The organism is Legionella lansingensis (assembly GCF_900187355.1).
GTDB classification, from domain to species: Bacteria; Pseudomonadota; Gammaproteobacteria; order Legionellales; family Legionellaceae; genus Tatlockia; species Tatlockia lansingensis.
In genome coordinates, this window is the sequence record NZ_LT906451.1 from 2,368,720 (window position 1) to 2,395,435 (window position 26,716).

Here is a 26,716-nt window from a genome sequence, read left to right on the forward strand (position 1 = left end):
TATTGCCCTAGGATTCTAAATAAGTCGTTAATGTCATTGTTTGGTTGTGCAATTTACAATCACCCAAACCATAAGGGGATAATTCACCATAAGAATAAAAACCCACCTGGATTGAATTCTGTGGTAAAGCTTCAAGCGTTGATTCGATTTCTTCTTCTGTCCTCTCACCTAACAGCAAGCGTCTACCTACGCAACTTATGCTGATCGCAAGGAGCGGTCCATCAGAGTGTTGATGAGACTCCAACAACACCCTTTGGCCTGCAAGCTCTCCAGCTTCACTGGCACTGGTGATTAAGCGGTCAAAATTTGCTCGCATCAATTGTGCGAAGTAACCAGTAGGCATATCACCGGCAAAAATGAGTGCTTGCTTCTCTTCATTAATACCCAGGATAGTACGTACTAAAGGTGTACGTTCGTTTGACGTCATGTCTTGAATAGACAAAGGATAAAGTAAGCCTGCAGCAGGTAATTCTGAGGCTCTCTCTCCTAGGTATTCCTTATAAAGCGCTAATGCTGGTTGATGATCAAGCTCATAGAGAATATTACCCTCGGAACGTGTTATCCGTCTTGCCGGTCCAAAGATATCCCAACCGCCTTTTGAAGCATGACCAATATGGATACGGTCGCCATAAAATCCTACAGCAACGATATGATTATGGAGTATTTCACCATCGAATAGTGTCCAAGTACGATTGAAATGGCTACTATCTCCCGCCAATCCTCCAGTAATGAGCGGCATAATCCCATCAGCAGGAATATTTAAACCATTAACTAGTTCAGATCCATTAACATTTAAACCTTCAGATAATACAAAAATACTCTTCAAGTCATCAGCTTGTAGTTGCTGGGTTATCGATTTACCTGCGGAAAAAGACTCTTCTGTTTTACTAACTTTGGCTTTCACTATCTTTATATCTGTGTGCTTAAATTTAATGACTGCCACTGATAAACTTTTGTCATAGATGTGGGAACCAAAAATTTCACCGGCACTGGAACAACCTAACATTTTCGATTTTTTATAAAATGCTTTTAGTTGATTGATAGGTTCCTGAGCTTTAGAAAACTCTGGGGCTGCAAAAATAAGTACCAGCGTATTTTTTGAATCCAACTCAGGGAAAGTATCAACACTCCAGCCGTTGCCCTCTTGATATTGAAATGCTTGCAATTCCATTCAAAATCCTATTGTTCAATATTTATTCATATAATAGAAATATAGACTTATTTTTTGGAACTGCTGATGGGGTGCTCAGTGACAAATAATGATCTGCAGCCTACAGTTATCTAATCAAGACTTAAATATCACATGGAGCTATCTAGATAATATTTGTTCATCTAAGACTGCATCTTGGAATATTTATCTCAAGGAAGATTACTATGACAAAAGTTCATGCTTATGCCGTCCGCGAAAAATCTGGCAAACTTTCACCGTTTGACTATACATTTGAAGAAATTGGCTCTGATCAGGTTGATATCAGAGTAGAATCGTGTGGCGTTTGCCATTCAGATATCTCCATGATTGATAATGAATGGGGGTTTAGCAACTATCCTATGGTGCCAGGTCATGAGGTGGTGGGTAGAATCATTGCAGTAGGAGAACACGTTAAAAATCTGAACGTTGGCCAGCATGTTGGCCTTGGATGGTTCAGTGGCAGTTGTATGTATTGCCATAACTGTCTTAGTGGCGACCACAATCTATGTAATACGGCCGAGCAAACCATAGTAGGAAGGCATGGAGGATTTGCAGATCGGGTACGCTGTAATGCACTATGGGCTATTGCGTTACCTGATAACCTGGATGCTAATGATGCAGGCCCCCTGTTCTGTGGTGGCATCACCGTGTTTAATCCGATTGTTCAATTTGATGTACGTCCAACTCAACGTGTTGGGGTAATTGGTATTGGCGGACTTGGCCATATGGCGCTGCAATTTCTTAATAAATGGGGATGTGAGGTGACAGCGTTTTCTTCCACACCAGGTAAAGAAGCTGAAGCCAAACGCATGGGAGCACATTATGTCATTAATTCCAAAGACAATAAGGCTCTTGAGGCGTCAGCGGGGAGGTTTGATTTTATACTTAATACGGCTAATGCAAATCTTGATTGGCCGGCTTATATTAACGCACTTGCACCGCGTGGACGTTTACATACGGTTGGCGCTGTCCCCGACCCCATTGCTGCGCAAGCTTTTCAACTTATCTTTGGACAGCGTAGTCTATCTGGTTCTCCACTCGGAAGTCCCGCAACCATTCAGAACATGCTTGAATTCTGTGCACGTCACAACATCCGGCCATTAACAGAACACTTTCCTATGAAGGAGATTAACAAAGCACTTGATCATTTGCGGGCCGGCAAAGCACGTTATCGCATCGTGTTGGACAACTGACTTGCTCTGACATTTTGGGCTGAGAGTAAGAGCGTTAGCTTCAAAATTAGGCAATCATTGTACTGCTGATTCAGCTTCTATTGCAGGAAGATCCTGATTTAATTCAGTACCAATTAACTATTACTTGAATAAATAGATCTTTTTTTGCTTGCTTTCTGTGCTTATTTATGATTATTAATAATAGTCAGATAAGGGAATATATGAACAGAAGGAGCTGCCATGCCTCTATCAGAACAAAATACGTCCTCGGAAAAAAGTATATCTCCGGATAAAAATACCTCGGACCTTCCAATTGCCTCAAACCCGCTAGACGATCTCACAGACATTGCACTTAATCAGAAACGACTAGGACAAATCAAAGAAAGCTTGGGAACGATTGTTGATACAATGCAGCAAAATGATAGCCTCATTTCTCGTGCAGCAACGTTTTGGGGTAACCTGCCGTTGTGGCAAAAAATCATTGGCGGAATTGTATTAACGGTTCCCACGTTGGCAGCTGGACTTGCAGCACATATTAGTATCTTGCTGGTGATTAGTGGTGTCACGGTCGTTGGCTATACCGCAAGTGGGATTGTGCTTGATGATCATCACAGCTGTAATAAAAATATCGCCGATCGATTAAAAAAGGGTATCTTCAGCATAGCCGATATTTTGGAAATAACCATCACCGCTTTAGATAGGATAAGAGAAAATTTAGCAAAGGAGATAGATAGATTTCGCACCCAAAATATTAAGCTTGCAGATACTGTTGAGGAGTTAGGTACAAAGCTTGAAATGCTCAGTAACCAGGTAGAGGTGCTGGTAGCGACAGAGGAACTGCTAAGAAAATCGAAGAAAGATCTGGAAACCACTGCTGAGGAGCTAAGGAAAACCGTCTTAGACAATGATAAATTACTCAAGGCAAATCAAGAGGAACTTACTCAAGTCAAAAAAGATTATGAACGCAGCAAAATTCAGCTATCTGAAAAAGTAAATGAATTGGCAGAAGTACGATCATCGCTGAGTTTAGAAGTCCAAAAGGCTAAACAGATTGCGGCCACTTTAACAGGAACGGTACAAACGTTGTCTAGCACTGTCATTGAAGATAGCAGTCAGAGGAAAGCCTTCCAAGAAAGACTAGACAACTTCTTGCAGGATGAAAAAGCGAGTTTTGCGAGTGTCGCAGAACGAATTTGTAATACTGAACGAGAACTGGCTTCGGTGAAACAGGAACTGGTTTTGGTGAAACAGGAATTTGAAGCTAGAAATCTTTACTATCAAGAGCTACTACAAAGACAAGAGCAACAAATTAAGCGCCTGGAAACAATTGGCAGACAAGTGGATGTTACCTCTGAGATTCCGAAACAATCATCAGCCTATAAACAATTCGGCTTCTATGCGGAGAATAAAGGTGGACAGGAACCTAAATTAAGTGCCACGGAAAACGCAACCAGTGGCATCGGTATATAACTTGTCACAGTTCCAAAACTTGATCTGACAGGTCTCAGTTTTAGAGGTATCTGTCAGATCAAGTTAACTTATAGCCTTTCCATCTGCCTTGCATTATTTGGGAAAGATGCCTTGGGATAAATTGCTCTAATTACAAAGTTTTTATTACACTATTGTGATTCCATTAGCCTATCATAAGCTTTCTTAGCAGGAGAAAAGGTTGGATACTTATCGATAATCTTTTTCAAATCGCTGGCGGCTTGCTTTGTATCACCTTCATTCAACATATTGAGAGCATGGTAATATTGCATCTGAGCCGAATTAGGTAAAGTACCTTCAATTTCGTTCGAATTGGTACCAATCAAAGTTGTCATTTTATACAGTAAATTATTTGTTTTTTCATAGTAGCTAGAATAATTTATATGGTCGACACTGATAAAAATCACAATAGCTACACTTAATGCTATTAATATGAACGATAAGAGCTTTATTTTATTTATTTTTTTATTCGCTTTATTTTGTGGTAACTCTGAATGAATCCTATCATTTTTACCACTTTTTTCTTTTAAATTATTAAGTGTCTCGTTAATTAAACTCACATTGACCTCGCTGATCTCATGGTTAATTTTATTAATAAAATATAAAGTTTTTGTAGTGCAGATTTCCCATTAATGACTTCAGTATCCTCAATCGCTTTTGAAATAATTTTCTTAGTAATATCATTCTCACCGCGACTGTAGGCTAGCATTAGAGCTTTATGAAAAACGATATTAATAAGACGAGGTATGCCTCTTGTTTTTTTATACAATAATTTGCTAGCCTTAGGAGTTATAGTTATTCCATGGTTTTTACCTGGTTTTGAGGCCATGGTTAGACGATGGAATAGATAATTGTTTAAATCTTTTTGCTTAATTGGCCTAAGTTTGCAAGAGAATGAAATGCGCTGTAAAAAATGATTTAAGCTTTTAAGTTTATCATCCAATTCTAGGCCACCGATTAAAATGATTTGACACAACTTGCTATTGTTATGTTCAAGATTACTTAATATGCGTATAACTTCTAAATTTTCTACACTTAGACATTGTGCTTCATCAAATATTAATACAAGCTTCTTGTTTTCTTTCTGTAATTCTAAAGCCTTATCATGAATTAATTTAGACAGTGTATTTTTTTGATGTACATCATTTTGCGAGATTTGTAGTTCAGCAGCGATGGCTTGTAATAATTCAAAATCAGTAATGTAAGGATTCGACAAATAAACAGGATAAAAATCTTTATATATTTTTTCGATAAAAATGCGGCATAATAAGCTCTTACCTGTTCCAGTATCCCCTGTTATTTTAATAATACCGTCATTCACTTGTAAACCAACCAGTAATACATCCATGGAGTCCTGGTGATTCTCAAAACCATAATAATAATCAGTACTGGAACACTGATTAAAGGGAAACTCCTTTAAATTAAAAAAATCCAGGTACATGATACTCTCCAACTCTAATTTTTGGTTTCACTGATATACAAGTTGTACGCTTTATTTAGATCCTTTTTGACCCCATAGCCGTTCTTATACATTTGTGCCAGCTGATTCTTTGCTAATAAATTTCCTTGCTTAAGTGCTTCGTTAAACCAATGAAACGCTTTAGCATAATCCACATCAGTGCCATTTCCATTCAGATACATTAAACCTATATGATATTGCGCATTACTATCGCCTTGTTTTGCTGCTTTAAGATACCATTTAAACGCTTGTTCCGAATTTTGATTCACTCCTATACCAGAATCGTACATTAAAGCTAGTTTAAATTGCGCTTGTTTATAGCCTCCAATTGCCGCTTCCCTATACCATCTAGCTGACTCAGCATAATTGATTGGTATGCCTTGACCTTGACTATACATTTCCGCCAATGAGTATTGAGCTGAGACATTACCTTGAGAAGCAGATTTCTCTATTAACGCTAAGGCCTTTCGTTCATCCTTGTTAACCTCTTTTCCATTAATATATAGTTGTGCTAATGCGTATTGCGCTTTTGCATCATTATTCACCGCCGCTTTATCCAACCAGTAAATAGCGTCATCAACACGTTTATCAACGCCTTGACCATCAAGATAAAACATACCCAATTTATATTGAGCATTTGCATTTCCCGCAGCGCCAAGTTCCTGGTAAAAGTTAATTGCTTTCGTCAAGTCCTTGATTACCCCTTCGCCTTGTTCATATTTTTGGGCTAGTTTATATTTAGCATATTGATTACCTTGTTCCGCAACTTTCTGATAATAGTTAGCTGCCTTTACCTTATCGGCTTTTATACCTAAGCCGAAATCATAAAATCTAGCGAGAGCCATCTCGGCTTGGCTATGACCATTCTCAGCGGCACTTTTATAATATTTAAATGCTTTTTTATTATTAATGGTAGTGCCAATACCAGCCTCATTGAATAAGCCAAGTTCGTATTGGGCATAAACATTACCTCCTGTTGCCGCCTTATCAAACCAAGTCAATGCTTGATTTGTCATTTGCCGTACACCATTCCCATTTAGGTACATTGTCCCTAAGCTATATTGAGCATCAGCCAAGTTTTGTTTTGCTGCTATTGAATGCCAGTCAAATGCGGCAACAGGATCTTGTTTTACTCCCTTACCGTATTTGTACATAATGCCCAAATTATAGGCGGCAACGGGATTCCCTTGCTTTGCGGCTTTCATGTATAATTCTCTAGCCTTGACAAAATCGTTACGTGTTTCATTGTCAGTGTCATAAACAAAACCTAGAGCGGCTTGTGCCACATCGTTTCCTGCCAGAGCCGATTTTGTGTACCAGCTAATCGCCTTATTGATATCACGGGGCATGCCGATACCCAATTGGTACATATTGCCTAAAAGATATTCAGCAAGTCGATTGTTTTGGAGTGCAGCTTTCTCATACCAGTTTTTAGCTTCTACTTCATTTTTGGTAAAATATATGCCGTTTTCCAACATATAGCCCACCTTTAATTGAGCAGACGCATCACCGCCTTGTGCTGCTTGAGTATATATCTCGCCAGCAGCTTTAATTAAATCCGCTTGGTTTCCATTTCTCATGAAGTTATCGGCTAACAATAATCTCGCCTTGGTATTGCTTTGAGTCGCTGCTTTTTTAACTAGCTCAATATAATTAAATTTGCTTTCCTTAGTGTCATTGTTATGAATTAATATGGCAAGATCATGTTCTGCTGCTGGAAAACCTTGTTCTACAGCAGCTGAGAGCAAAGACGCTGCCCTTGCACTATCCTTGTTCACACCTATTCCTTGATAGGTATAGTTTCCTAATATATATTCCGCAATAGCATTGTTCCCTGCTGCGGCTTTTTGATACCAATTAATGGCTTGTTTAAGGTTTGGCTCAACACCTATACCACGATCAAGCATAAGAGCAACTATCAGCTGTGCTTTTGTACTTCCTTTATAAGCAGCATCACTCACCAGACGATAAGCAGTAGCCAATTTTTCCTCATCCCGAGAGTTTTTGATATAATAGCTAGCAAGGTACTCTTGTGCCCCCACATGACCTTGCAGCACAGCCTTTTGATAAAGACGCAACGCCTGCATATTTAAGTCATTTTTAGCTTGATCATCCGTCAACCCTGCTGCGTCTTCCATCAACATTTGCGCGAGATTGAACTGAGCATTCGCAATATCTTTATCAGCAGCTAATTTATATAACTGTTCTGCTTGCATGCGATCCCTAGGTAAATAATTGGCCGTCTCTTTAATGCCCAAACCGTTTTGATAAAAAGCAGCCAATAAGTACTGAGCATAACCATCATCAGAAGTAACTGCTGAATTCAACCAATGTATAGCTTGCCGATAATCCTGAGGAACACCTTCGCCATCCAGATAGAGTAAGGCTAGATTGTATTTAGCTTTAGCAAAGTCTTGTTCTGCAGCTTTTAAGTACCACTTTGCTGCTAATTTTTTGCTTTGTTGAGTTCCGTAGCCTTGTTCATACATTTGACCAATTCTGAATTGAGCCTTAGCATACCCATGATCAGCTTCTTTTAGAGTCCAGCCAAATGCAGCTTGACTCTCACTTGCATCCTCTTTGCTAGTATCCAGAGCGTATCTTAAGGGAACAACTGGTTTCGAGGTTTGAGTCTTGACTTCACTATTCCAATTTAGCAATTGATCAAGTGGCATAGTACGAGGATTTTCTAAGGAGTAATCACTTTTGAAGATGTCTTCTTTACCCAAAGCAACAAGCTTGGGTGTTATAATATGAGCAGTTGTCTGGTCATAGATTTTTTGCCGACTGGACGTTAACGCTTCGAGTTGTTCTTTTGAAAGAACATCACCATTATCCGCAGCTTTCCTTAGCCAATAAATGGCTTGCAAGTAAGCTTTCTCATCGGCACCTCCTTTCAAATACATAAATGCTAGGGCATTTTGTGCTTTGTCATATCCGTTATTAGCTGATTTCACATACCAGTTGAACGCTTCATTCAGGTTTCTCTTACCTTCACCTTCTTCGTATATTTTCCCAAGTTGGTATTGCGCTTCAGCATTTCCTGCATTTCCTGCTTTACTTAGCCACATGATCGCTTTATTTTCATCACGTATAGTCGGGTTATTGCTGAGATACAGCAAACCGAGCTCAAGTTCTGCTTTTTGATTATTATGTTTGGCCGCTTCTTGAAACCATTGAATGGCTGCTGCCAAATTTGCCGTAGTGTTGTCTAAAGATTTATAGGTTAACCCCAAATAATAGGCTGCTTGTGCATCCCCGCCTTTTGCTGCCTGCTCCAGCCATTGGATAGCTTGCCTATTGTCTTGCGGGATACCTTCGCCACGATGGTACATCATGCCCAATTTGTATTGGGCTTTTTTATTACCGTTCATAGCGGCTTGTTGTAACCATTTTATAGCTTGATCAATTGATATTTGATCATTGCCTCTTAAATAAAGATCGGCCAAGTAATATTGAGCTTGCGTATTGTTATTTTCTGCTGCCTTTTCTAGCCAGTGTTTTGCCAGTCTTTCATCTTTATGAGTACCATATCCATTCATGTAAGCAAAACCACAGAAGAGTTGCGCTTCTACATCGCCTTGCTCAGCGACTTTCTTAAACCACTCAAGCGCTTGGGGCATACCATATTTTGTATTTAAATAGTATTTAGCCAAATAAATTTGGGCGGGTTTATATCCAAGATTTGCAGAGTCCTGAATAAGAGCGCGACCTTTTTGCTCTTGTTTGACAACACCGTAGCCATTCAGGTACATTTTCCCTAAGTAATACATGGCTTCTGTATCATGCTGGCTAGCAAGTTCTTGTAGCGATTTACTCGCTTGAAAATAATTGCCGCTATAGTAATCCCTCATGTAGCTAGGTGAACCCATGGCCCCTATTGGGAAAAGGACACAGATTGAGACTAATTGAATGACAGTCTTTGTCATAGTGGCGACCTCTTATTCTAGTTTTTATAACTAACTTTGGCCCAACACATTAGAAACAGTTTATCCCTTAACTTAAAGATTTGGCGTTATTATCAAGTAGATTGATTTAAGTAATCCTATGGGGAACCCCATAAACACTTTACAAACTTATCATTTCTCATTTGATGAATTAAGTCAATAGTTAATAAAAATCAATGCTCTGCGAGTCGATTTAAAGCTTGTTACCATTTTAAAAGTATCCCTTGCTTAATAACATCTTTGACTGCTTTTTCTAGCCTATCGCTTTTTACCGCCCAATAATTGCCGTTGTTCCCCTCAGGAAATTTTGTATCCGTATATTGACATATTTCCAACACTTTTTGGCAATCAATGTCTTTATTAGCTCCATCTGATAGATAACAGGCAAAAGTAAACCGCTTTTCGTCAGTCGCAAAAGCGGCCCACTGGTTTGCCTCAATTTGATTCTTGTAAGATACATAAGTCAGATCTGTGCTTTTATTAACCTGAAGATCAATGGAATTAGAAGAGGTGTTATGAATAAAATAAATTGTTTGAGGATGGCCGATAATCTTCGGCTCTAAGGTGAATAATTTGTTTGCAAATTGAAATCCTACTTTCATACACCCACGAAAAGCTACATCCTTTCTTGCAAATATGGGTAGAGCGATCATGGAAATAATAATGACTATTAAATAGTTATTAAAATGTTTCATTTCCATCTCCTGAACTTATAAAAAACTCATATCGTAATCTCATTCAACTAATTCTTTGATGATAACTTTAGTGCCAAGGAAATTATTTTCTTTTGAGGGTAAATCAATATACTGTTCATTTAGCCATTTCGCGTCTTCAGTGAAAAGTCGAATACAACCGTGACTATCCCGGTAACCGGGAACGTCATCTGAACCGTGAAGAGCAAAACCACGATAAAAGTACATGCAATAAGGCATTTTGGCTCCGCCTTTACCAATAGGAAATATGGTGGACACACAGTCGATTGATTTTTTATCGAAAACGTAATACTTACCTGTGACTGTTTTACATATACGATTAGAATCACTGCACTGATCTCTACCTGAGGAAATTGGTCCCCACCACTGTAGCTCTCCACGAGGATCATAAATCCCCCAAGCCAACTTATTCTGATCAACGATAATAAGTTTTCGCAAAGAGTTTTGGATATACTTTGGAAAAGGAGATATTTCCCAAATAGACGTATTTTCAAGATCTTTCGGGACCGCCAGTATCATGCCTGCTCTGAGCTTATTATTTGTTCTATTGACTCGCTTTACTATATCGCGCTCGTCTGGGTCCTCCCACATCTTTTCCCATGTATCTTCTTTTTTAACCGTAATACAAACATAATCTGAACTGGTTAAGCATAACTGCACTCCAAAAGAAGACATAGGCAGGTTTTCTTTAGCATAGGAAAATGGCACAATAAAAATGATAGAAGACAATATTAAATTACGCATGATTTCCCCATTAGTACAATCAAGTTGCGTATTTAAAAATACATGCCTATTCTTAATCCATTTTAAGTATTAAGGCATACTTGCTTTTAATAACGGCAAATCTATAAATTTCTTTAGGTTTTGCTACTAGTTTTTGGAATATCCAAGGCGATTTTATTGAAGTTTAATTTTGAAACAAATAGAGCTTAAACCGTGCTGTGGCCTGTTGCCTCAATAGAACCTGTTGCCGAAGGACAAAAAATATACTGAGTCGTTGCCTCAGAATAGGTGTTGCTTTTGAGAGGTTTTGTTGCGATTAAAAAATAATTGCTATTGAGCCTGGTGGGTGTGTGGGCGAGAAGCCTGTGAGTGTGGGCAATAACTGTGAATAACGTCTTTTTGTTATTCATGGTTTTGTCCACACGTCCCATAGGGCACAGGCTGGTCCGAAGGACTCGTCCATCATATCCACAGGCTTTATGTTCCTGTCTTTTTACAATATTGAATAAGACTTTCATTAAAGAGCCTTTCTTTGTTTTACATGTTGAATATTCACTAATCTAAATATTAATTTTAGCTTTTTTTGAATCTTTTTTTGCAAGTCAAACGGGTCGAGTGTATTAAAGGTCTCTTGTAATTTTGTTTTCTGAGCGAGAGTAAGACCATTCGACGTCATCAGTCGCTGATAGGGCGTTTGGGGTTGATCATATTTTTTGATTACACGGGATTGAATTCGTACTTTGTCAATGAGCTTAATGCAAGGATAGAAAAAATTAAATAACAAGGAGACTTCGTTAGAATATAAGTCATTCATAAGCTCAACGAGCTTTGGATTACCAAAACGATGATAACCAAACAGTTGACGCACATGAGTCCAGTTCTTTTGTTCAACATGTGCATTATCGTCTTTTTTATAAGGACGAGAGCGAGTAAATTGAACCGCTTTTTGTGGGTCCCGCTCAGTAAAATAATGAATGAGATGCCAATTGAGAAACTCTGAGCCGTTATCACAATCAAACCCTTTGATTTCAAAAGGTAAATTTTTTTCTATGTCTTGAATACCCCCCAAGACACCATGAGCTCCTTTATTCCAAGTGGCCCGCATTTCTGTCCAGCCACTGAAAATATCCGTCAGCGTAATAGACCAAACAAAATCACCGGCTAGTGATGCTCCACAATGCGCAACGCTGTCGGCCTCCATAAAACCCACTTCGTTAGTATTCCACTGATTCGTATTGACTGGAATTTGATTCCTGAGAATACTTCCAGGCTTTGTTCCACTTAAGCCTTTTCCATAGCGAGTTTTAACAGGCTTGAGTAAGCGATCAATTGTAGCAGCGCTCATGGTTAGCAGTTGAGAGGATATCTCCGCCGCTAAAGGCTCATAATGATTTTGATAATGAGGTAACCATAAGGGAAGAGCTCTCTTTAATCGTTTACCACACATCTGATCCGTGCCAAGCCATATCTTTTTTAAAGGCTCCAGCAATATGGATGGGTCATAGGTCTTCTTTTTTCCAACTTTCTTCGGACTTTTATCAGAAATGGGTAACTGTCTTAATAAACGAGCTGCTGCTTTGCGATGATAATGATGCGTCTCGCAAAATTCATCCAGAATGCGTTTTTTTAACGCTCTATTGCCTCGTTGATAGCGGATACGCTGTATTTTTAGATACAAATCCATATTCACTTGCCCCATTTCTGTTCCTCTCGCTCGGCAACAGCCATATTGAGGCAACGAAGCAATTTATGGACTTATTTACGTCATCCTTCGGCAACAGATAATTTGAGGCAATTCGGCCATGTTCCGGAGCTACCTCAGTTTAAGCCTCACTTAAGAATAGGATTGTATAATATACGTCCATAAAATTACCAACCCCTTTAATGAAATGAAAATGAAATCTGAAGAAGCCAGTCAGCATGTGAATGAGTCACAAACCCCTGAAACAAGTATAAGACTCGAATGTATGCACAATTCTATGGTTTTTACAAAAACAGAATTTCTATGTTGTGAACACGAAGGAAGAAGATTCAGATACTCATCAAATAATCAATTAGAAGATAGTTGCAATCCTTCTCTAGCAGCAGAATTAGCAGTTTTCTCAGGCAATGTCATGAAGCTTATTTTAGGCGAACCTCAACCAGACTATTACTTAGCCAGACATACCCAAAAGGATAAATACTATCGCATTTCTAATGAATTAGAAGATTATGAAGATTGGAATTGTGTTATTAGAATTAACCCCGAAGGTGAAATATTTTTCAACTGGAAAGATAGCGGCGACAAACCAATCTTATCCGTAAAAATACATCAGCTAACAGCTATTTTAGTGGTTTGCCATTTTTTAGGTGAAATTGATTGGGCTGACGATAACTTTGGTTTTGTGAAAAGAGGCGATGAATTTATTGCTGTGCGTCTTGATCCAGCTTGTAGCTTTCATTCTTCGGTATTTAATAATACCTACGGTGATCTGGCTAAAAAATTGGAAAATTTATTAATTTCTTATATTTCCAAAGAGATTAATGAGCATACAGACGAGCCATTTTATTACTTATCAGGGCTTATCGATCACGAGAGTAAAACACTTAAAACTCCAACAGCAAAACGTTTATTTAGCAATCGGGCCGAACTAATCGAAACGCTTTGCCGAATATCGGAGCTCTCAAAAGAAGAATTAGACACTGTTGCTAAAAAATCATTTTCAAAAGAAAATTGGTCCATCGCCGAAGACTATGTTAAGAAATTATTATTTCGGCAGGAAGCTTATCAAGAGGCTTTCTATACTCTCTCCAAACAAAAAAAACAAAAGCACGATGCTACAACTTCTGCTGAGATTGTACCCTTGAAATATTTTGAACCACCAAAAGACGATTCCTTTACCTCTATTTCCTCTCATCCTATGGGAACTTTTTCACTTAGCAGAAAAAGAAAGCAACCGGACTTGCCTGCAGGATGTCCCGAAGAACAAACCAATTCGCTCTCGCAGAGCGCTACATAATTGTTCCGATAGAGTGCATTAATGGCAGGGTAGCGACAGTCAGATATCGTAGCCTGTTTGGCGCATTAGCGACAAACAGGTTTCTTTTATCAACTACCATTAAAATTCATTTTTAAACACTAAGATACCCTTCTATTAAAGAGTTTTCTTAAGAATCTAAACTAAAGCAATTATTTTGCCTGCTAAACTTTAGGGCCGATTTGAAAAATTGTTGATTAAGCAGTAGAGTGATTGTTACTTATAACAAGGAGATATCAGCAAATGAAAAGAATTATTTTATCGGTTTGTAGTGGGCTACTTCTTACAATAACTGCACCAATAGTTTTTGCAGACAATCTTCCAGCTAATACATTGCCTATGTCTAAAATTCTGCAAAGTTTACAGAGCAAAGGTTACAACATAATCAAAGAGATAGAATTTGAGCATGGTGCTTACGAGGTAGAGGCTATTGGTCCACAAGGAAATAAGCTAGAACTACGGGTCAACCCACAAACTGGTGAAATTTCAAACGACAAAAACAATCAAGCCAAACCCATATCTATGTTAGACGCTGTCCAAAAATTGGAGTCCGCTGGTTATCATAGCATTTACAAAATTGAGTCGGAAGGCAATAAATATGAGGTAAAAGCACTTGATAAAAATGGGAAAAAAGTCAAACTGAAAATGAATGCCAGTACAGGTGAAATTAAACAAGGATAGTTTAACTAATTTATTTTGTATAAGACACATCCAGATAGGTTGATCTCTTTTCTGGATGTGCCCTAATGAGATACTGCACTGATATTGCAGTTAATTCTTTCTAATCTAATTTAATCGTTTCAAGCACCTGGAAAAATTATATTGAAAAAGAATAATTTTTCCCTCAATTTTAGTTTTCGATAGCTCAAGCTAATCTCGGTCTACCCGGATAATGGCTATCAAAAATGGCCAAATGAGATACTCTCAAATAGGTTTTGGAGTCCTATTATCATCCTTGATAAGATTTATCATGCCATGATTTGTTAGGCCAAGCTCCTTATGATTGGATTAACAACTGCCTGAAACAACAGGGTTATATTTCACTTTGTTACAAATCGGCTACATGGTAAGGTTAGATTAAAATATTTATTACTCGGTAGCATCAATGACCATCTATTTTTTGTTTGGAAAAACTGGCTCTGGGAAAAGTTATATAGGAAGGCTACTCGAAAAGCTAAACATTATCCATATCGATGGCGATAAACATATCACCCCAAGGATGTTAGACTGTTTAATCGAAGATGAACAAATGACCCCAGAAATGATTGATGAATTTGTCAATGTCTTGATTGATGTTATCAAGACACAACAAGAAAAAACTCCGAAGCAGAGTTTTGTTGTCTCACAAGCCATGTATCTCGATAAACACCGACTTAAGTTATTAAATGCTATACCCGAGCTTAAATTTGTAATGATTGATATCGCACCAAGGCTTCGAGAAAGTTTCATCACCAGCCGATTTCAAAATAAAGAAAGCAAAATAAGTCCGCGATATGCCAACGAGATGGATAAATTTTTTGAGAGTCCTTCCCATGAAATAATACGATTTGAAAATAATCAAGAAGCAGATGAAATTCTTATAGAACAAATCCATGAAAAAATGTCAGCTCTTTTTAACAGAGTAGCAAAAGAAGAATTAAACTCATATGTACGACTAGAATTTACCTAAATTCAGCTCTGTTAAATAATTAAAACCTTAGCCCCAGGATTGGCTTTTACCCAATTAGCCACATACTCGATATAGTTATTTTTGCCAACAGCAATGCATCCACGCGTTGAGTTTGGTAAGTTGTTTAACCAACCAAACAAACCAGATGACTGAGCTGGCCCATGGATCCCTACGTCTCTACCTGTATATCCTGCAGCTAATTGCTTTGTGGTCGGATAGAGAATTGGAATAAAGACTTTAAATTGATTGGATTTTCTTGGATGAGCTAACCTATATAAACCAATTGGAGTTTTATTATCACCCGCTTTTTTTTTACCAACGCCTTTGTTTCCGAGAGCTACTTTAAAGGTCTTAATTACAGTGCCGTTTTTACAAATATTTAAAATTCGCTTTGTGGTGTGTACATTGATTCCGTTTGACAAAGGACAAGACGCAGTACTAGCGAATAAAGCGACAGGAAAAAGAATAGAAATCATTAAATAAATTGCTTTTATTTTCATATAAGTAGACTAATATTATTTAAATTGGACAATATTATTCCATAGTATTGTCTTTATTCATAGGGTTAGCAGGCTAAATCTTTCACCAACAGTATTTATGCAAAGGCATTTCTCAATCACAACAAGATCCTACTCAAAAGACTGAGGCTTCTTTCTCAACTCCTTGAGTTGACCAAGCTTTGATTTTTCATCCAACATTTTTTGCTTAGAGCGTCTTGAGCGTCGCTTCTTTTGTTGCTTTATTTTTTCTCTTTTTTGCTGCTCTTTTGTTTTCTCATCACTCAATATTGAGTGTAATTTTTCGCAAAGCCGCATCCCTTGCAAAATATCGGTTATCTTCACGGCTTCTGGAATCCTGGCACTTTATTTCTAAATTAGATGGCACATGTTTCAAGTAGACCGTTGAAGCCGTTTTATGCAGCTTCTGCCCGCCCTTACCACTACCCAAGATAAATTTTTCGACAAGATCAACTTCATTGATATGAAGTTTTGTCATCCATTCTGCCAATTTATCCCATTTATCTTTACTAATCATATAATTTGGTTCTTTTCCTATGGAAAACTAGTTATCAACTCGTTTACCCCCTGATTGCCTTAATTTATGTTAGAATGAATAAAACCATTCGAAATTGGCCCACATAACCAGTTCAGATTAACAAAAATCATATCTCACAAAGATGTAGTGCATTAAGGACACCTAATGAATTTTAAAAATCTGGGTTTAATCGAACCTTTAATTCGTGCTGTTACCGAATTAGGATATCTTAAACCCTCAGCTATTCAATTACAGGCAATCCCAACTATTTTACAGGGGGTTGATCTATTAGCCTCTGCCCAAACAGGGACTGGTAAAACAGCGAGTTTTGTATTGCCTATTTTACAGCGTGTTAGTAAAAAACCTCGCGCCCAGCATAATCGAACTCGAGTTTTGATACTCACTCCTACCCGCGAATTGGCAGCACAAGTTCATGAGAGCGTCATCCAATATGGACGCCATTTGTCGCTTCGATCCACGGTTGTTTTTGGTGGCGTCAAAATTAATCCTCAAATGATGCGATTACGCGCTGGCGTTGAAATTTTAGTTGCAACTCCAGGACGACTAATGGATTTATATCAACAAAAAGCCATTCAATTCAACGAAATTGATACTTTTGTTTTAGATGAAGCCGATCGCATGTTAGACATGGGTTTTATTCATGATATTAAACGTATTATTAAATTACTCCCCCCCAATCGGCAAAATCTATTGTTTTCGGCAACTTTTTCGACAGACATTCGTAAATTAGCTCAAGGCATGTTGAATCAACCCGTTGAAATTGATGTTGCTCCACGAAATACTACCACCTCTACTGTAGAACAAACGATCCATCCTGTTGATAAAGCTCGTAAGGCGGCATTGCTTAGTCATTTAATTCATAAAAAGAAATGGGGTCAAACACTTGTATTTTCACGAACCAAACATGGCGCAAACAAATTAGTTAAACAACTAGGAGAAGCTAATATTTATGCTACGGCAATTCATGGTAACAAATCGCAATCGCAAAGAACTAAGGCATTAGCAGACTTTAAATCAGGTGAAGTCCATATTTTAGTAGCAACTGATATTGCAGCACGTGGAATTGATATTGAACAATTACCTTGCGTAGTCAATTTTGATTTACCTCAAGTTGCTGAAGATTATGTGCATCGAATTGGACGGACTGGTCGTGCTGGCGCTGCAGGAATTGCTATATCATTGGTCAGTGCTGATGAAGCGCCTCAATTACAGGCGATAGAAAAATTAATTAAGCGTAACTTAGAGCGAATTGAAATTGAAAGTTTTGAACCACTTCATTGTTTGCCTAGTACGTCAACAACATCAGTGCCAGGTATTAAGAAAAAACACACCCGGTATAAAACGAATCGGCGATAAGATAAGGTCATTCCATGAAAATCTGGCTTGACGGCGATGCCTGCCCAAAGGCGATAAAAACAATTTTATTTCGCGCCGCCATACGCACTAAAACAACGCTAATTATTGTTGCAAATCATTTTCCTACAGCACCTGCCTCACCTTTCATTAAAAAGTGGCAAGTTCCCTCCGGATTTGATCGCGCGGATAATCAAATCATAACAGATATGGAGAAAGGTGATTTAGTCATTACCGCGGATATTCCACTAGCTGATGCGGTAGTTACTAAAGGTGGGAAAGCATTAAGTCCGCGTGGACAAATGTATTCAACTCATAACATCAAACAATGTTTAGCCATGAGAAATTTAAATGAATCACTACGTAGCAATGGATTAATTATGAGTGGTCAAGCCAAAATGTGTCAGAAAGAAATTCAAAATTTTGCAAACCACTTAGATAAATTTCTTAAGGGCCTGATGTATACGTAGCGTCTATGGTTTGTAGCCTTGATTATATGGCGCGCTCGGAGGGACTCGCCCCCCGACACCTTGGTTCGAAGCCTTATGCTCTAGTTATAAATTCGTTATAAATCAAAAAAGTTGCATCGTCTTTATGAATAAATCTGACGATCCCTCAGTGCCAAAAGCCACTCTACATCTAAACAACTGATACGTCTGTTTCGGCTTCGTGAGCCAAAAATAGTTTATAAACAGTCGCAACAGACTTAGTTCCCATAGGATCAGATTGGGTTTTTAGTTTGCAGAAATTTTCTGCCCATTCAGATGTTCTAATTCTCAATGGTGGGTTTTTACTGTTTACTACATCAACGATACAGTCAGCTACTTGGTCACTACTTTGATAAACACCAAGTTCAGATGGATTTTTTAAACGCTCTCTTGCGTCTTCAAAATACCGTTTAAATATTGGCGCATATTCATCATTTGCTGCCAAATCAATGATACTGTTCTTCATAACATTTGTAGAAAATTCTGAAACAATACCGCCTGGCTCAATGGCTGTAAATTTAATATTAAAAAAGGGCTGTATATAACTTGCCATACTTTCAGTCAAACCTTCTACTGCAAATTTTGAGGCACAATAAATCTCATTAAATGGCTGTCCTATTAAACCGCCAACTGAGGTGATATTAATAATTTGACCTGATTTGGCTTGGCGCATTGCAGGTAAGACTGCTTTAATTGTTCGTACAACTCCCATAAAATTAATATTCATAACTTGGTTGATCTTTTCTTCAGAGGCTTTCTCAGTGGTTTCTACAAAACCCATCCCCGCGTTATTGATCAAACAATCGATGCGACCATTTTCATTAAGAACGGTTGAAACAGCATGTGTGACACTCTCTGTGGACTCAACGTCCATCTGAATTAAATGAACATTGTTAAGATTCTTGTTTGCTATTGCCTGCTTTATTTGATCAGCTTTATGAAGATTACGCATACTTGCGTAAACAATATGGCCTTGTTCTGCAAGTTTTATTGATACGCTTAAGCCTAAACCGGAAGAAGTCCCTGTAACTAATATTATTTTTTTCATTTTTTTATGACTCCTTTCTGCTGAATTGATCCAATATGTGTTGTGGCGCAAAATATACTTAAAGTAGCAATATGAATCTTTCTGATAGAGCAACTACTTTAGGATGTTAATATACACATGTCCAGTAGCAAATTATTATTTTAACAAAAATGGTTTCTTATAACCGTTCACGCGATAGGGCGTCACAATTCAGGCTTTCTGCCTTGCTTGGTTCAAGATCTCTTCTTCCATCCCAAAGGCCCTTGAGATTAAGCATTTCTCCCTACTTTTTAAAGATACAAGCCGGGCTTATGTTTACCTCTCAGCATAGCTTTAATTTTGGACTTAAAAAAGGAAAAAATTTGACCACTATTAGTTATTGGCAAACACCAGACCGTTGTGCTGAGGAAGCGTATCAAATTCACGTTTTATCGATATGACGATATTCAATCTTATTTCTCAAGGAAATAAAAAGATTTAAATTCTTTTCTATTAGATAAACAAAGGCCACCCGAAGGTGGCTTTGCTAATAGGGACAAAAGGAAAAGCTAACGCCTCACCTAAAACCCTACATTTTAAGTATAGTCAATCTTTCATTGAGGTCAAATTAGGCAATAATTATATTTATTATCATATTCTCATAAACATAAGGATAATAGTGCAGAGAAAATATTATATGAATAATTTAATTACTTGACCTACATAAAACCTGTTTACTTTATTGGAGTTATGAGAGCCTTCTTCAGAGTACAGGCCCTTATAAAACAGCTATTACAACTATTAGGAGGAGAAGTCATATTAATATCTATTCATCCTTTTTTTCTTTTTTAGATTTTTTATGAGCTAGTTCTTTATATTTTTCCTCAAGTTGCTGTAATTCATTATCTGAGAGATTTTCCAAATCGATAATTGAATTATCACCCTTTTTCAATGATTTTATTATTTCATCGAGTTTTATTTGCGTAGATTCGGAATCTCGATTTTGTGTATTTTGTATTAAAAATACAATTAAAAAAGTAATTATAGTGGTACCCGTATTAACAATAAGTTGCCAAGTATGGGAAAAATTAAAAAAAGGCCCACTGATAAGCCAAATAATAATTATAAAGCAAGCCAGCGAAAATGTACCACCATGGCCTGCTATCCTTGATACTTTTTTAGCAAAAAAGTGAAAGAATTTATCCATAATTTTCAATGATATCCATTATATGATAACCTTTAAATGATTTTACCTATAATTTTCATACTTCCTTTATTTGTATTTGTAATTTTAAGCGTCTCGTATTAGGGTTGGTAGTTGAGCACCTAAATGAACTGCAACATCAGGAATAATTTGGTCCCGCAGCGCATGCAATACAGCTCTAAGTACTGTGTATGCCTCATCTTCATTTTTAAAATGACCAATTTCTTTAAGGTTTTTTTACCCATATTTGGGATTTATGGACTTCCTGACCAAAAATGTTCATATATCCTTCTTTGTTACTCCCTTTCTTTAAAGATAGAATAAGTTTCTTTAAATGCTACAATAATCAAAAAAAATTAACTTATTTAATTAGTCTTTAAAAATGAGTTCTCCTCAAATGCCCAAGCAATTGTTTATAACGACTGAGTATCAACAAGATCATAAGCGAATATTAAATCCTCCATTGTTTTTTATAAATGCTTCAACTAAGTAATAAAATTACTCTAATTTTTCTTCCTTTCACAAACTTTTTATAAAAATTTCAATTTCTTTTACTTCTTCTACACTTAGGTCAGAAAGATCGATCATTTTATTCTGTGCATCATGATCAGCGAACGTAGCCCCGGTTGCCGCTAAAGCCGTCAACCAAGTTACACTTGCTGAAAGAAGTCACGAGAAACTCATAGGTAATTATTGGGATTTTATATACAAGCGAGTACGCTCTCTTTATTTTTGGAGTGATTTTTAACAGTTATAAAAGTTTCTTTTAGGAAACTAAAAGAGCATCCTTTAAACGCTCTGGCAAAGACCCCATTACTTTGTCAGCCAAATCTTTTTCAATTTTACTTATAATAAATTGAATACAATTTCTGACAGATTCTTTTAAATTTACATCTAAATTAGTCATATCTTTTCTAATAGGTTTTATAAAATCTTCAAAAGAATCTACCCGACGAATTTCACGAGAAGGATCCCAGCCATCAAAATATAATCCTTTTAAGACTAAAGGAAGTTGAGCGGCTAAATGAGCTGACACATCTACCGGTAAATGATCTCTTAATTCATGCAATACAATACGAAGTACTGAATAACTTTGTGATTCATCGCGGAGATGGCCGTACTCTTTAAATTCATTTAACCAGTTATAAGTTAGGTTTAATGAAGATTCAATTTGTGTAACATGCATATAACCTCCTGTTAGAGCCTACCGTAATAGAGAAGTTATAGTAGTTATCGATTTTAGCTATTTTTTACCACCTTTATCTTCTTTGTTTACTGTTCTCCATGCTCTTTCTTCTGCCTCATCTTTAGATACGCCTTTTTTGCGATAGCTTTTTTCAATATGATGCGCTTGACGTTTTTGTTTATCTGTATAGCTTGACTTATCCCCTCTTGGCATGATGGCATCCCTCCTTGTTAAACTTCTTGTATTATAGCATATTGCCTGCATGGTCATTTTTAAGTATGGGCGCGTTTAAATTTGGAAATAAATATTAGAGGGTATGAATTACTCTGACTTTTCCAATCTGTCCCGTTTTTATTGTCAAAAAGTGCACAAATAAATTATTTGTAGTCTCAATCCCTACATAGAACTAAGAATAAGAAAAAAGTTTTGATATTTCCTATACTTTTTTTATCTCTACAAATAAGGACGTTTTATGTCAAAACAACCAAAACCCCCTTTCCCTAAGGAAACCATCACTCCTCCAGGGATAGAAGAAAAAATGAAAACAAAACCACATTATCATGCTGAAGCTTATAAGCCGGCGGGGAAATTAAAAAATAAGGTTGCTTTAATAACAGGAGGAGATTCCGGCATAGGGCGAGCAGTGGCTTTTTTATTTGCCCGCGAGGGAGCAAATTTAGCGTTGGTTTATTTGCCTGAAGAACAAACTGATGCGAGTAAAATTAAGACAGAAATTGAGAAATTAGGGCAAGAAGTACTTCTTATTCCCGGAGATGTAAGAGAAGCAGATTTTTGCAAAGAAGCTGTGGAGAAAACTGTTCGTCAATTTAATCACATTGATATTTTAGTAAATAATGCAGCGTTCCAAAAACATCGTTCAAGTATTGAAGAAGTGTCAATTGAGCAGTGGGAGAATACGTTTGTTAGCAATATCTACAGTTATTATTACATGACAAAATTTGCTCTCCCTTATATGAAACAAGGGGGTTCAATTATTAACACCGGATCAATTACAGGCATAGAAGGGAATAAAGAATTATTGGATTATTCTTCAACTAAAGGAGCGATACATGCATTTACCAAATCCCTGGCACAAAATTTAATTGATAAAGGTATTCGTGTGAATTGTGTAGCTCCAGGACCTGTTTGGACGCCGCTTAATCCAGCAGAAAGAAAGGATAACGGTATCAAAGAGTTTGGTGCAGATACGCCTTTAGGGAGACCTGCACAACCAGAAGAATTGGCCCCAGCCTATGTTTTTTTAGCTTCAAATGCAGACTCAAGTTATATAAGCGGTATGGTTTTGCCTGTATTAGGAGGGAAAACCATATCAACTTAATAACGACAAATATAGAAAGTTAATTACTCCTATCTTGAAATTTTGTTCTAAAAAATTGGTATATCAATCTTTAGCATTAGTTGGATGGAACGGACTGATTTTTTTCTTTAACCGAAATTTTTTTATTTGGTTATCTGGATCTCTACCTTTTTAAGTGTACGGCTTTAATTAATGGATAAAATTTGAACATTAAAATGCTATACTTAAACATAACGTTATTCGGAAACTTCTTAAACAAGGAGGTGTAAAATGGATATCGTAAAAGCAACCAATGTTATCGGGGTAAATGTTGAAAACGCTCAAGGAGAAAATTTAGGAGAAATTGAAGATCTCGTTCTGGATAAATTACAGGGTCATGTCGAATATGTTGTACTTTCTTTTGGTGGCATTCTCGGAATGGGTGAGAAACTAGTGGCCATGCCTTGGTCCATTTTCACCTATGATAAAGATCGAGAATGTTTTGTTATTAATATGAGCAAAGAGAGATTAGAGAATGCTCCACGATTTGATCGTGATAAGTGGCCTGATTTTTCAAGTCCAACTTTGACAGATTCTATTAATAACTACTATGGTACTCGAATTCATCATTCTTAAATTAGGAAGTGCTACATAGTGTACAAAGAGATAAAGTCAGGGAGTGTGTTAAGCTGCGATCCTAAAATAACCCACAGCTAAATATAAACTTGATTGTGGATATTTAGCTAGGGTTATCTGCGGGCGCAGCTTAAATATTGATTTCAAAAGGTAAGAACTTAAAAAATTTATAAATTATAAGTGGGTTATTTATTGAAAGGGAGGTTCATTATTGTAGGTAGGACATGGAAGGGAAGCTTTATGAGAAAAAAGGAAAAGACCACAGATTCTAAAATAGAAAAGAATATTGCCGAAAGAGGCTCAAGAAAAGGCAAACATCGTTAAATTTTGTTTTTGATGAAAACAATCAATCATCTAGCTGTATATGGATTAATTTAATTCCATTTCCCTTCTTTGTTGCTAAGTAAATTTATAAATTTGACGATTAATATCTTTTAATTAATTTTTTTAAATCACTCCAATGATAAGTATTAATTACATTTTCTTTCTCAAGCCAACCTCTGCGGGCTTGATATATACCAAACTGCATATAATCAAGTTCTCTAGTGCTGTGAGAATCACTAGAAATAGCAATTTTAACACCCATTTCTTTAGCTAATTTACAATAATTATCATTAATATCTAAGCGATAAGGTTGAGCGTTTAATTCGATAATACAATTTCTATCTCTGGCTTCTTGAAAGATTTTTTCAATATTAATAGGATAAGGAGGTCGAGATTTAATTAAACGTCCTGTTGCATGTCCTAGAATATTAAAATAGGGATTGTCCATTGCTTTTAAGATACGCTCTGTTTGTTTTTCTTCAGACATTTTAAATTTTGAATGAATTGAACAAACAACAATATCCAACTCTTTTAGCACATCATTGCATATATCAAGAGATCCATCTTCTAAAATATCTACTTCAATGGATTTTAAAATTAGAAAATTATTTATTCTGGCATTTAAATTATCAATTTCTTGTATCTGTTTTAATAAACGTTTTTCATCAAGTCCATTCGTTATTACTAAGCGCTTGGAGTGATCGGTTATTGCGAGATATTCATACCCCCGTTTAATAGCCGCATACACCATGGTTTCTAAGGTTGCTTTCCCATCCGTTTCATTAGTATGAGAGTGCAAATCTCCTTTAATATCTTCTAATTTAATTAAGTGAGGTAATTTATTATGTGATGCTGCTTCAATTTCACCACGATTTTCACGTATTTCAGGTGCAATATAAGATAAATTTAAATGCCGATAAATTTCAGCTTCATGATTGCTTGCAACGCATGTATTGCCTTTAAAAAGACCTGTTTTTGTCAGATCACACTGCTGAGAAGAGGCTCTTTTGATTAGGGCGGCAAAGTGTTCATTGCTCCCTGTATAATACAAGAGCGCTGCACCAAAACTACCTTCTTCAACTAAATATAAATTAACTTTAACTCCTGACCATATGGTTACGCTGACTCGATGTTCATTTTGTAAAAGCACATCTTTTACTTCTTTAAATTGAATAAATGTATTAATTACCAAAGAAGCATTTGGAGTAGATGCCAGTATATCAATTTGTTCTGAAATTTCTTTTTTCCTACGAAAATCACCACTACACTCCACCTGAATAATCGAAGGAATTTCTTGTAAATTTTTAATAAGCATCTCTATTATTGAATGAGCATGATATAATCGTATAAATTTTTGAGACCGTGGTTTTCTAATTTCATTTTTTAACCGCTCCTCAAACGCAGGGGTAATCCATTTTAGATGACGTAATCTCTGAGCATTAATTGCTTCTAATAAAGATTTTTTAGTTCTTATATTTAGTTTGTTTAATTCGGCTATTCTTTTATCCCCTAGGCCATGAATATCTTTTAATTCATTAATAATTTTATTTTTAGTATTTTGATATTTTATTTTTGGAATTTCATTGGTGCTTAGAATATAGTTAATTATTGAAGCCATACTCTTGCCGACCCAGGGTAGTGTCGTAATATCAAAATTATTTTCAAGTAGAGTAATAAGCTCTTTATCCAATTTTATAATTGTACGTGCCGCTCTACGATAAGCTCTTGCTTTATAGGGATTATCTCCGCTTTCTTCTAAAACATCAGCGAATTTATAAAGGCATTCAGCAATAAAAATATTAGATTTTTCCATGCTATTCATGTGCCAAAATCCCACTTATTAATAGTATATGAGTTCCGTTATAAAATGAAAAAAATGAATCTGATTTTATCGATTATACTTTACATGGAATCTTTAAATAACATGGAAATCCTAATGGGCATGAGAATGATATTGATTCAATATTCTTCTCACAAAATACCTCTTTACAAATCATGGGATTAAAAAAGGAGTTTAAGATGAGCATTTATACTTATTTAAAAAATGATCATAAAAGTATTGAAGAATTATTAAAGAATATAGAAAAATTAGATTATGGCCACCCTGAACTTCGTGATGGGCTCTTTAATAAATTAAAAACACTAGTAATTCTTCATAGTAAAGCGGAAGAGAAAGTATTTTACTCCTCTTTGCAGCGCTTTTCTTTGACAGAAGATGAAATTAAACATGCAATGGAAGAGCATGATAAAATTGAAGAAATGCTTGGAAGACTCTCTGATAATAGTCTTGATGGAACCGCATGGGAACAACTCTTCAAAAGTATGGCCACAGCACTTAGACATCATATTAAGGAAGAAGAGAACCAGATATTTGAAGATGCTGAACAAGCGTTATCTACAGAAAGAGCTCAGGAAATGGAAATAGCTATGAGGGATGAGAAAGAGAAAATTGAAAATAACCTTCATTTAAGTCTACGATAATGTCTGCTGCTGAGAGATATCTTCTTCAGCAAGATTTATATGAATTTACTTTTTCTGCTCTTTTTAATGTTTAAAAATAAGTATAATAAATCGATTGTGGAAACAGCAATTCTTATAAATTTCGCATTTTTTGATTTAACTAATTTACGTTGAAGAATTTTATTTGAAAAAATTCGCAGGAATTTCATTCCTATATAATGGATTAACAATCTATATAACATTTATTTAAGCTCCTTAGGTCATACATGCAGTATAGACGAACTGAATTAGGCTGCAACAGAAATATAAAAAATTCGGCAACGTTGCAA

25 protein-coding genes and 1 pseudogene are annotated in these 26,716 nt (G+C 36.5%); 10 read left to right on the forward strand and 16 right to left on the reverse strand.

The features are described 5' to 3' along the window. Positions 1–7: 7 nt before the first annotated feature. A complete protein-coding gene (locus CKV79_RS10765) occupies positions 8–1,171 on the reverse strand; it encodes an FIST signal transduction protein (protein WP_028373731.1) in 1,164 nt (387 codons plus the stop codon). Positions 1,172–1,374: 203 nt separating this feature from the next. Here CKV79_RS10765 and ahr point away from each other — a divergent pair, with 203 nt between their 5' ends. Together ahr and CKV79_RS10775 are read left to right on the forward strand one after the other, a co-directional pair. Next, a complete protein-coding gene (gene ahr / locus CKV79_RS10770) occupies positions 1,375–2,382 on the forward strand; it encodes an NADPH-dependent aldehyde reductase Ahr (protein ID WP_028373730.1) in 1,008 nt (335 codons plus the stop codon). Between the two features lie 219 nt (positions 2,383–2,601). Then, a complete protein-coding gene (locus CKV79_RS10775; RefSeq protein ID WP_051546201.1) occupies positions 2,602–3,831 on the forward strand; it encodes a LegC2/C7 family Dot/Icm T4SS effector in 1,230 nt (409 codons plus the stop codon). 149 nt (positions 3,832–3,980) lie between these two features. Here the strand turns inward: CKV79_RS10775 and CKV79_RS10780 are convergent, their stop codons facing one another. The 7 genes from CKV79_RS10780 to CKV79_RS10810 all read right to left on the reverse strand — a co-directional run bounded on the left by CKV79_RS10780 (position 3,981) and on the right by CKV79_RS10810 (position 12,390). Next, positions 3,981–4,409 carry a tetratricopeptide repeat protein gene (locus tag CKV79_RS10780; protein ID WP_028373729.1) on the reverse strand — a complete coding sequence of 143 codons (429 nt, stop codon included), beginning with the start codon at positions 4,407–4,409 and terminating at the stop codon, positions 3,981–3,983. Next, positions 4,406–5,290: an ExeA family protein gene (locus CKV79_RS10785; protein ID WP_051546200.1), complete on the reverse strand. Its 885-nt coding sequence runs from the start codon at positions 5,288–5,290 to the stop codon at positions 4,406–4,408. The genes CKV79_RS10780 and CKV79_RS10785 overlap by 4 nt, the downstream gene beginning before the upstream one ends. A 14-nt stretch (positions 5,291–5,304) precedes the next feature. Beyond that, positions 5,305–9,237 (reverse strand): SEL1-like repeat protein, encoded by a 3,933-nt coding sequence (locus CKV79_RS10790; protein ID WP_028373728.1) that lies wholly within the window; start codon positions 9,235–9,237, stop codon positions 5,305–5,307. A gap of 221 nt (positions 9,238–9,458) precedes the next feature. Further along, a complete protein-coding gene (locus CKV79_RS10795; protein WP_028373727.1) occupies positions 9,459–9,950 on the reverse strand; it encodes a hypothetical protein in 492 nt (163 codons plus the stop codon). 39 nt (positions 9,951–9,989) lie between these two features. Continuing rightward, on the reverse strand, positions 9,990–10,712 hold the full coding sequence (locus CKV79_RS10800) for a L,D-transpeptidase (RefSeq protein WP_028373726.1): 723 nt from the start codon (positions 10,710–10,712) through the stop codon (positions 9,990–9,992). 185 nt (positions 10,713–10,897) lie between these two features. Then, a complete protein-coding gene (locus tag CKV79_RS10805; RefSeq protein ID WP_095141797.1) occupies positions 10,898–11,209 on the reverse strand; it encodes a hypothetical protein in 312 nt (103 codons plus the stop codon). Further along, positions 11,209–12,390 (reverse strand): integrase, encoded by a 1,182-nt coding sequence (locus tag CKV79_RS10810; protein ID WP_095141685.1) that lies wholly within the window; start codon positions 12,388–12,390, stop codon positions 11,209–11,211. The genes CKV79_RS10805 and CKV79_RS10810 overlap by 1 nt, the downstream gene beginning before the upstream one ends. 196 nt (positions 12,391–12,586) lie before the next feature. On the opposite strand from CKV79_RS10810, the gene CKV79_RS10815 reads away from it, so the two are divergent. From CKV79_RS10815 to CKV79_RS10825, 3 genes are all read left to right on the forward strand, one after another. Further along, positions 12,587–13,690 (forward strand): hypothetical protein, encoded by a 1,104-nt coding sequence (locus CKV79_RS10815; RefSeq protein ID WP_028373499.1) that lies wholly within the window; start codon positions 12,587–12,589, stop codon positions 13,688–13,690. 261 nt (positions 13,691–13,951) lie between these two features. After that, a complete protein-coding gene (locus tag CKV79_RS10820) occupies positions 13,952–14,389 on the forward strand; it encodes a PepSY domain-containing protein (protein ID WP_035915642.1) in 438 nt (145 codons plus the stop codon). 424 nt (positions 14,390–14,813) lie between these two features. Continuing rightward, on the forward strand, positions 14,814–15,377 hold the full coding sequence (locus CKV79_RS10825) for a zeta toxin family protein (protein ID WP_028373497.1): 564 nt from the start codon (positions 14,814–14,816) through the stop codon (positions 15,375–15,377). A gap of 11 nt (positions 15,378–15,388) precedes the next feature. Here CKV79_RS10825 and CKV79_RS10830 read toward each other — a convergent pair whose 3' ends face one another. Beyond that, entirely contained in the window at positions 15,389–15,877 is a 489-nt protein-coding gene (locus CKV79_RS10830; protein ID WP_028373496.1) for a L,D-transpeptidase family protein, read from the reverse strand. Positions 15,878–16,006: 129 nt separating this feature from the next. Then, positions 16,007–16,412 (reverse strand): annotated as a pseudogene (locus CKV79_RS14065) (peptide chain release factor family protein). 165 nt (positions 16,413–16,577) lie between these two features. Here CKV79_RS14065 and CKV79_RS10840 point away from each other — a divergent pair. Further along, complete coding sequence (locus tag CKV79_RS10840) at positions 16,578–17,789, forward strand: DEAD/DEAH box helicase (protein WP_035915640.1); 1,212 nt, start codon at positions 16,578–16,580, stop codon at positions 17,787–17,789. A 14-nt stretch (positions 17,790–17,803) separates the two neighbouring features. Further along, positions 17,804–18,256 (forward strand): YaiI/YqxD family protein, encoded by a 453-nt coding sequence (locus CKV79_RS10845; protein WP_028373495.1) that lies wholly within the window; start codon positions 17,804–17,806, stop codon positions 18,254–18,256. Between the two features lie 169 nt (positions 18,257–18,425). Here CKV79_RS10845 and CKV79_RS10850 read toward each other — a convergent pair whose 3' ends face one another. The 5 genes from CKV79_RS10850 to CKV79_RS13885 form a co-directional block, all read right to left on the reverse strand. Continuing rightward, entirely contained in the window at positions 18,426–19,322 is an 897-nt protein-coding gene (locus CKV79_RS10850; RefSeq protein WP_051546173.1) for an SDR family oxidoreductase, read from the reverse strand. A 784-nt stretch (positions 19,323–20,106) separates the two neighbouring features. Then, the gene (locus tag CKV79_RS10855) at positions 20,107–20,487 is read right to left on the reverse strand and encodes a low affinity iron permease family protein (protein WP_035915637.1); all 381 of its coding nucleotides are present in this window, start codon (positions 20,485–20,487) and stop codon (positions 20,107–20,109) included. Positions 20,488–20,571: 84 nt separating this feature from the next. Beyond that, positions 20,572–20,655 carry a DUF2267 domain-containing protein gene (locus tag CKV79_RS14200; RefSeq protein ID WP_408606925.1) on the reverse strand — a complete coding sequence of 28 codons (84 nt, stop codon included), beginning with the start codon at positions 20,653–20,655 and terminating at the stop codon, positions 20,572–20,574. A gap of 595 nt (positions 20,656–21,250) precedes the next feature. Next, positions 21,251–21,670 (reverse strand): DUF2267 domain-containing protein, encoded by a 420-nt coding sequence (locus CKV79_RS10865; RefSeq protein ID WP_028373494.1) that lies wholly within the window; start codon positions 21,668–21,670, stop codon positions 21,251–21,253. 57 nt (positions 21,671–21,727) lie between these two features. Next, positions 21,728–21,883: a hypothetical protein gene (locus CKV79_RS13885; protein ID WP_028373493.1), complete on the reverse strand. Its 156-nt coding sequence runs from the start codon at positions 21,881–21,883 to the stop codon at positions 21,728–21,730. Between the two features lie 259 nt (positions 21,884–22,142). Between CKV79_RS13885 and CKV79_RS10870 the strand changes: the two genes are divergently transcribed. Together CKV79_RS10870 and CKV79_RS10875 are read left to right on the forward strand one after the other, a co-directional pair. Then, positions 22,143–23,009, forward strand: coding sequence for an SDR family oxidoreductase (locus tag CKV79_RS10870; RefSeq protein WP_028373492.1), 867 nt, complete (start codon positions 22,143–22,145; stop codon positions 23,007–23,009). A 249-nt stretch (positions 23,010–23,258) separates the two neighbouring features. Further along, positions 23,259–23,603 (forward strand): PRC-barrel domain-containing protein, encoded by a 345-nt coding sequence (locus tag CKV79_RS10875; RefSeq protein WP_028373491.1) that lies wholly within the window; start codon positions 23,259–23,261, stop codon positions 23,601–23,603. A gap of 424 nt (positions 23,604–24,027) precedes the next feature. Here CKV79_RS10875 and polX read toward each other — a convergent pair whose 3' ends face one another. Further along, on the reverse strand, positions 24,028–25,749 hold the full coding sequence (gene polX, locus CKV79_RS10880) for a DNA polymerase/3'-5' exonuclease PolX (RefSeq protein ID WP_051546172.1): 1,722 nt from the start codon (positions 25,747–25,749) through the stop codon (positions 24,028–24,030). Between the two features lie 197 nt (positions 25,750–25,946). Between polX and CKV79_RS10885 the strand changes: the two genes are divergently transcribed. After that, positions 25,947–26,408 (forward strand): hemerythrin domain-containing protein, encoded by a 462-nt coding sequence (locus tag CKV79_RS10885; RefSeq protein ID WP_028373489.1) that lies wholly within the window; start codon positions 25,947–25,949, stop codon positions 26,406–26,408. Positions 26,409–26,716: the final 308 nt, after the last annotated feature.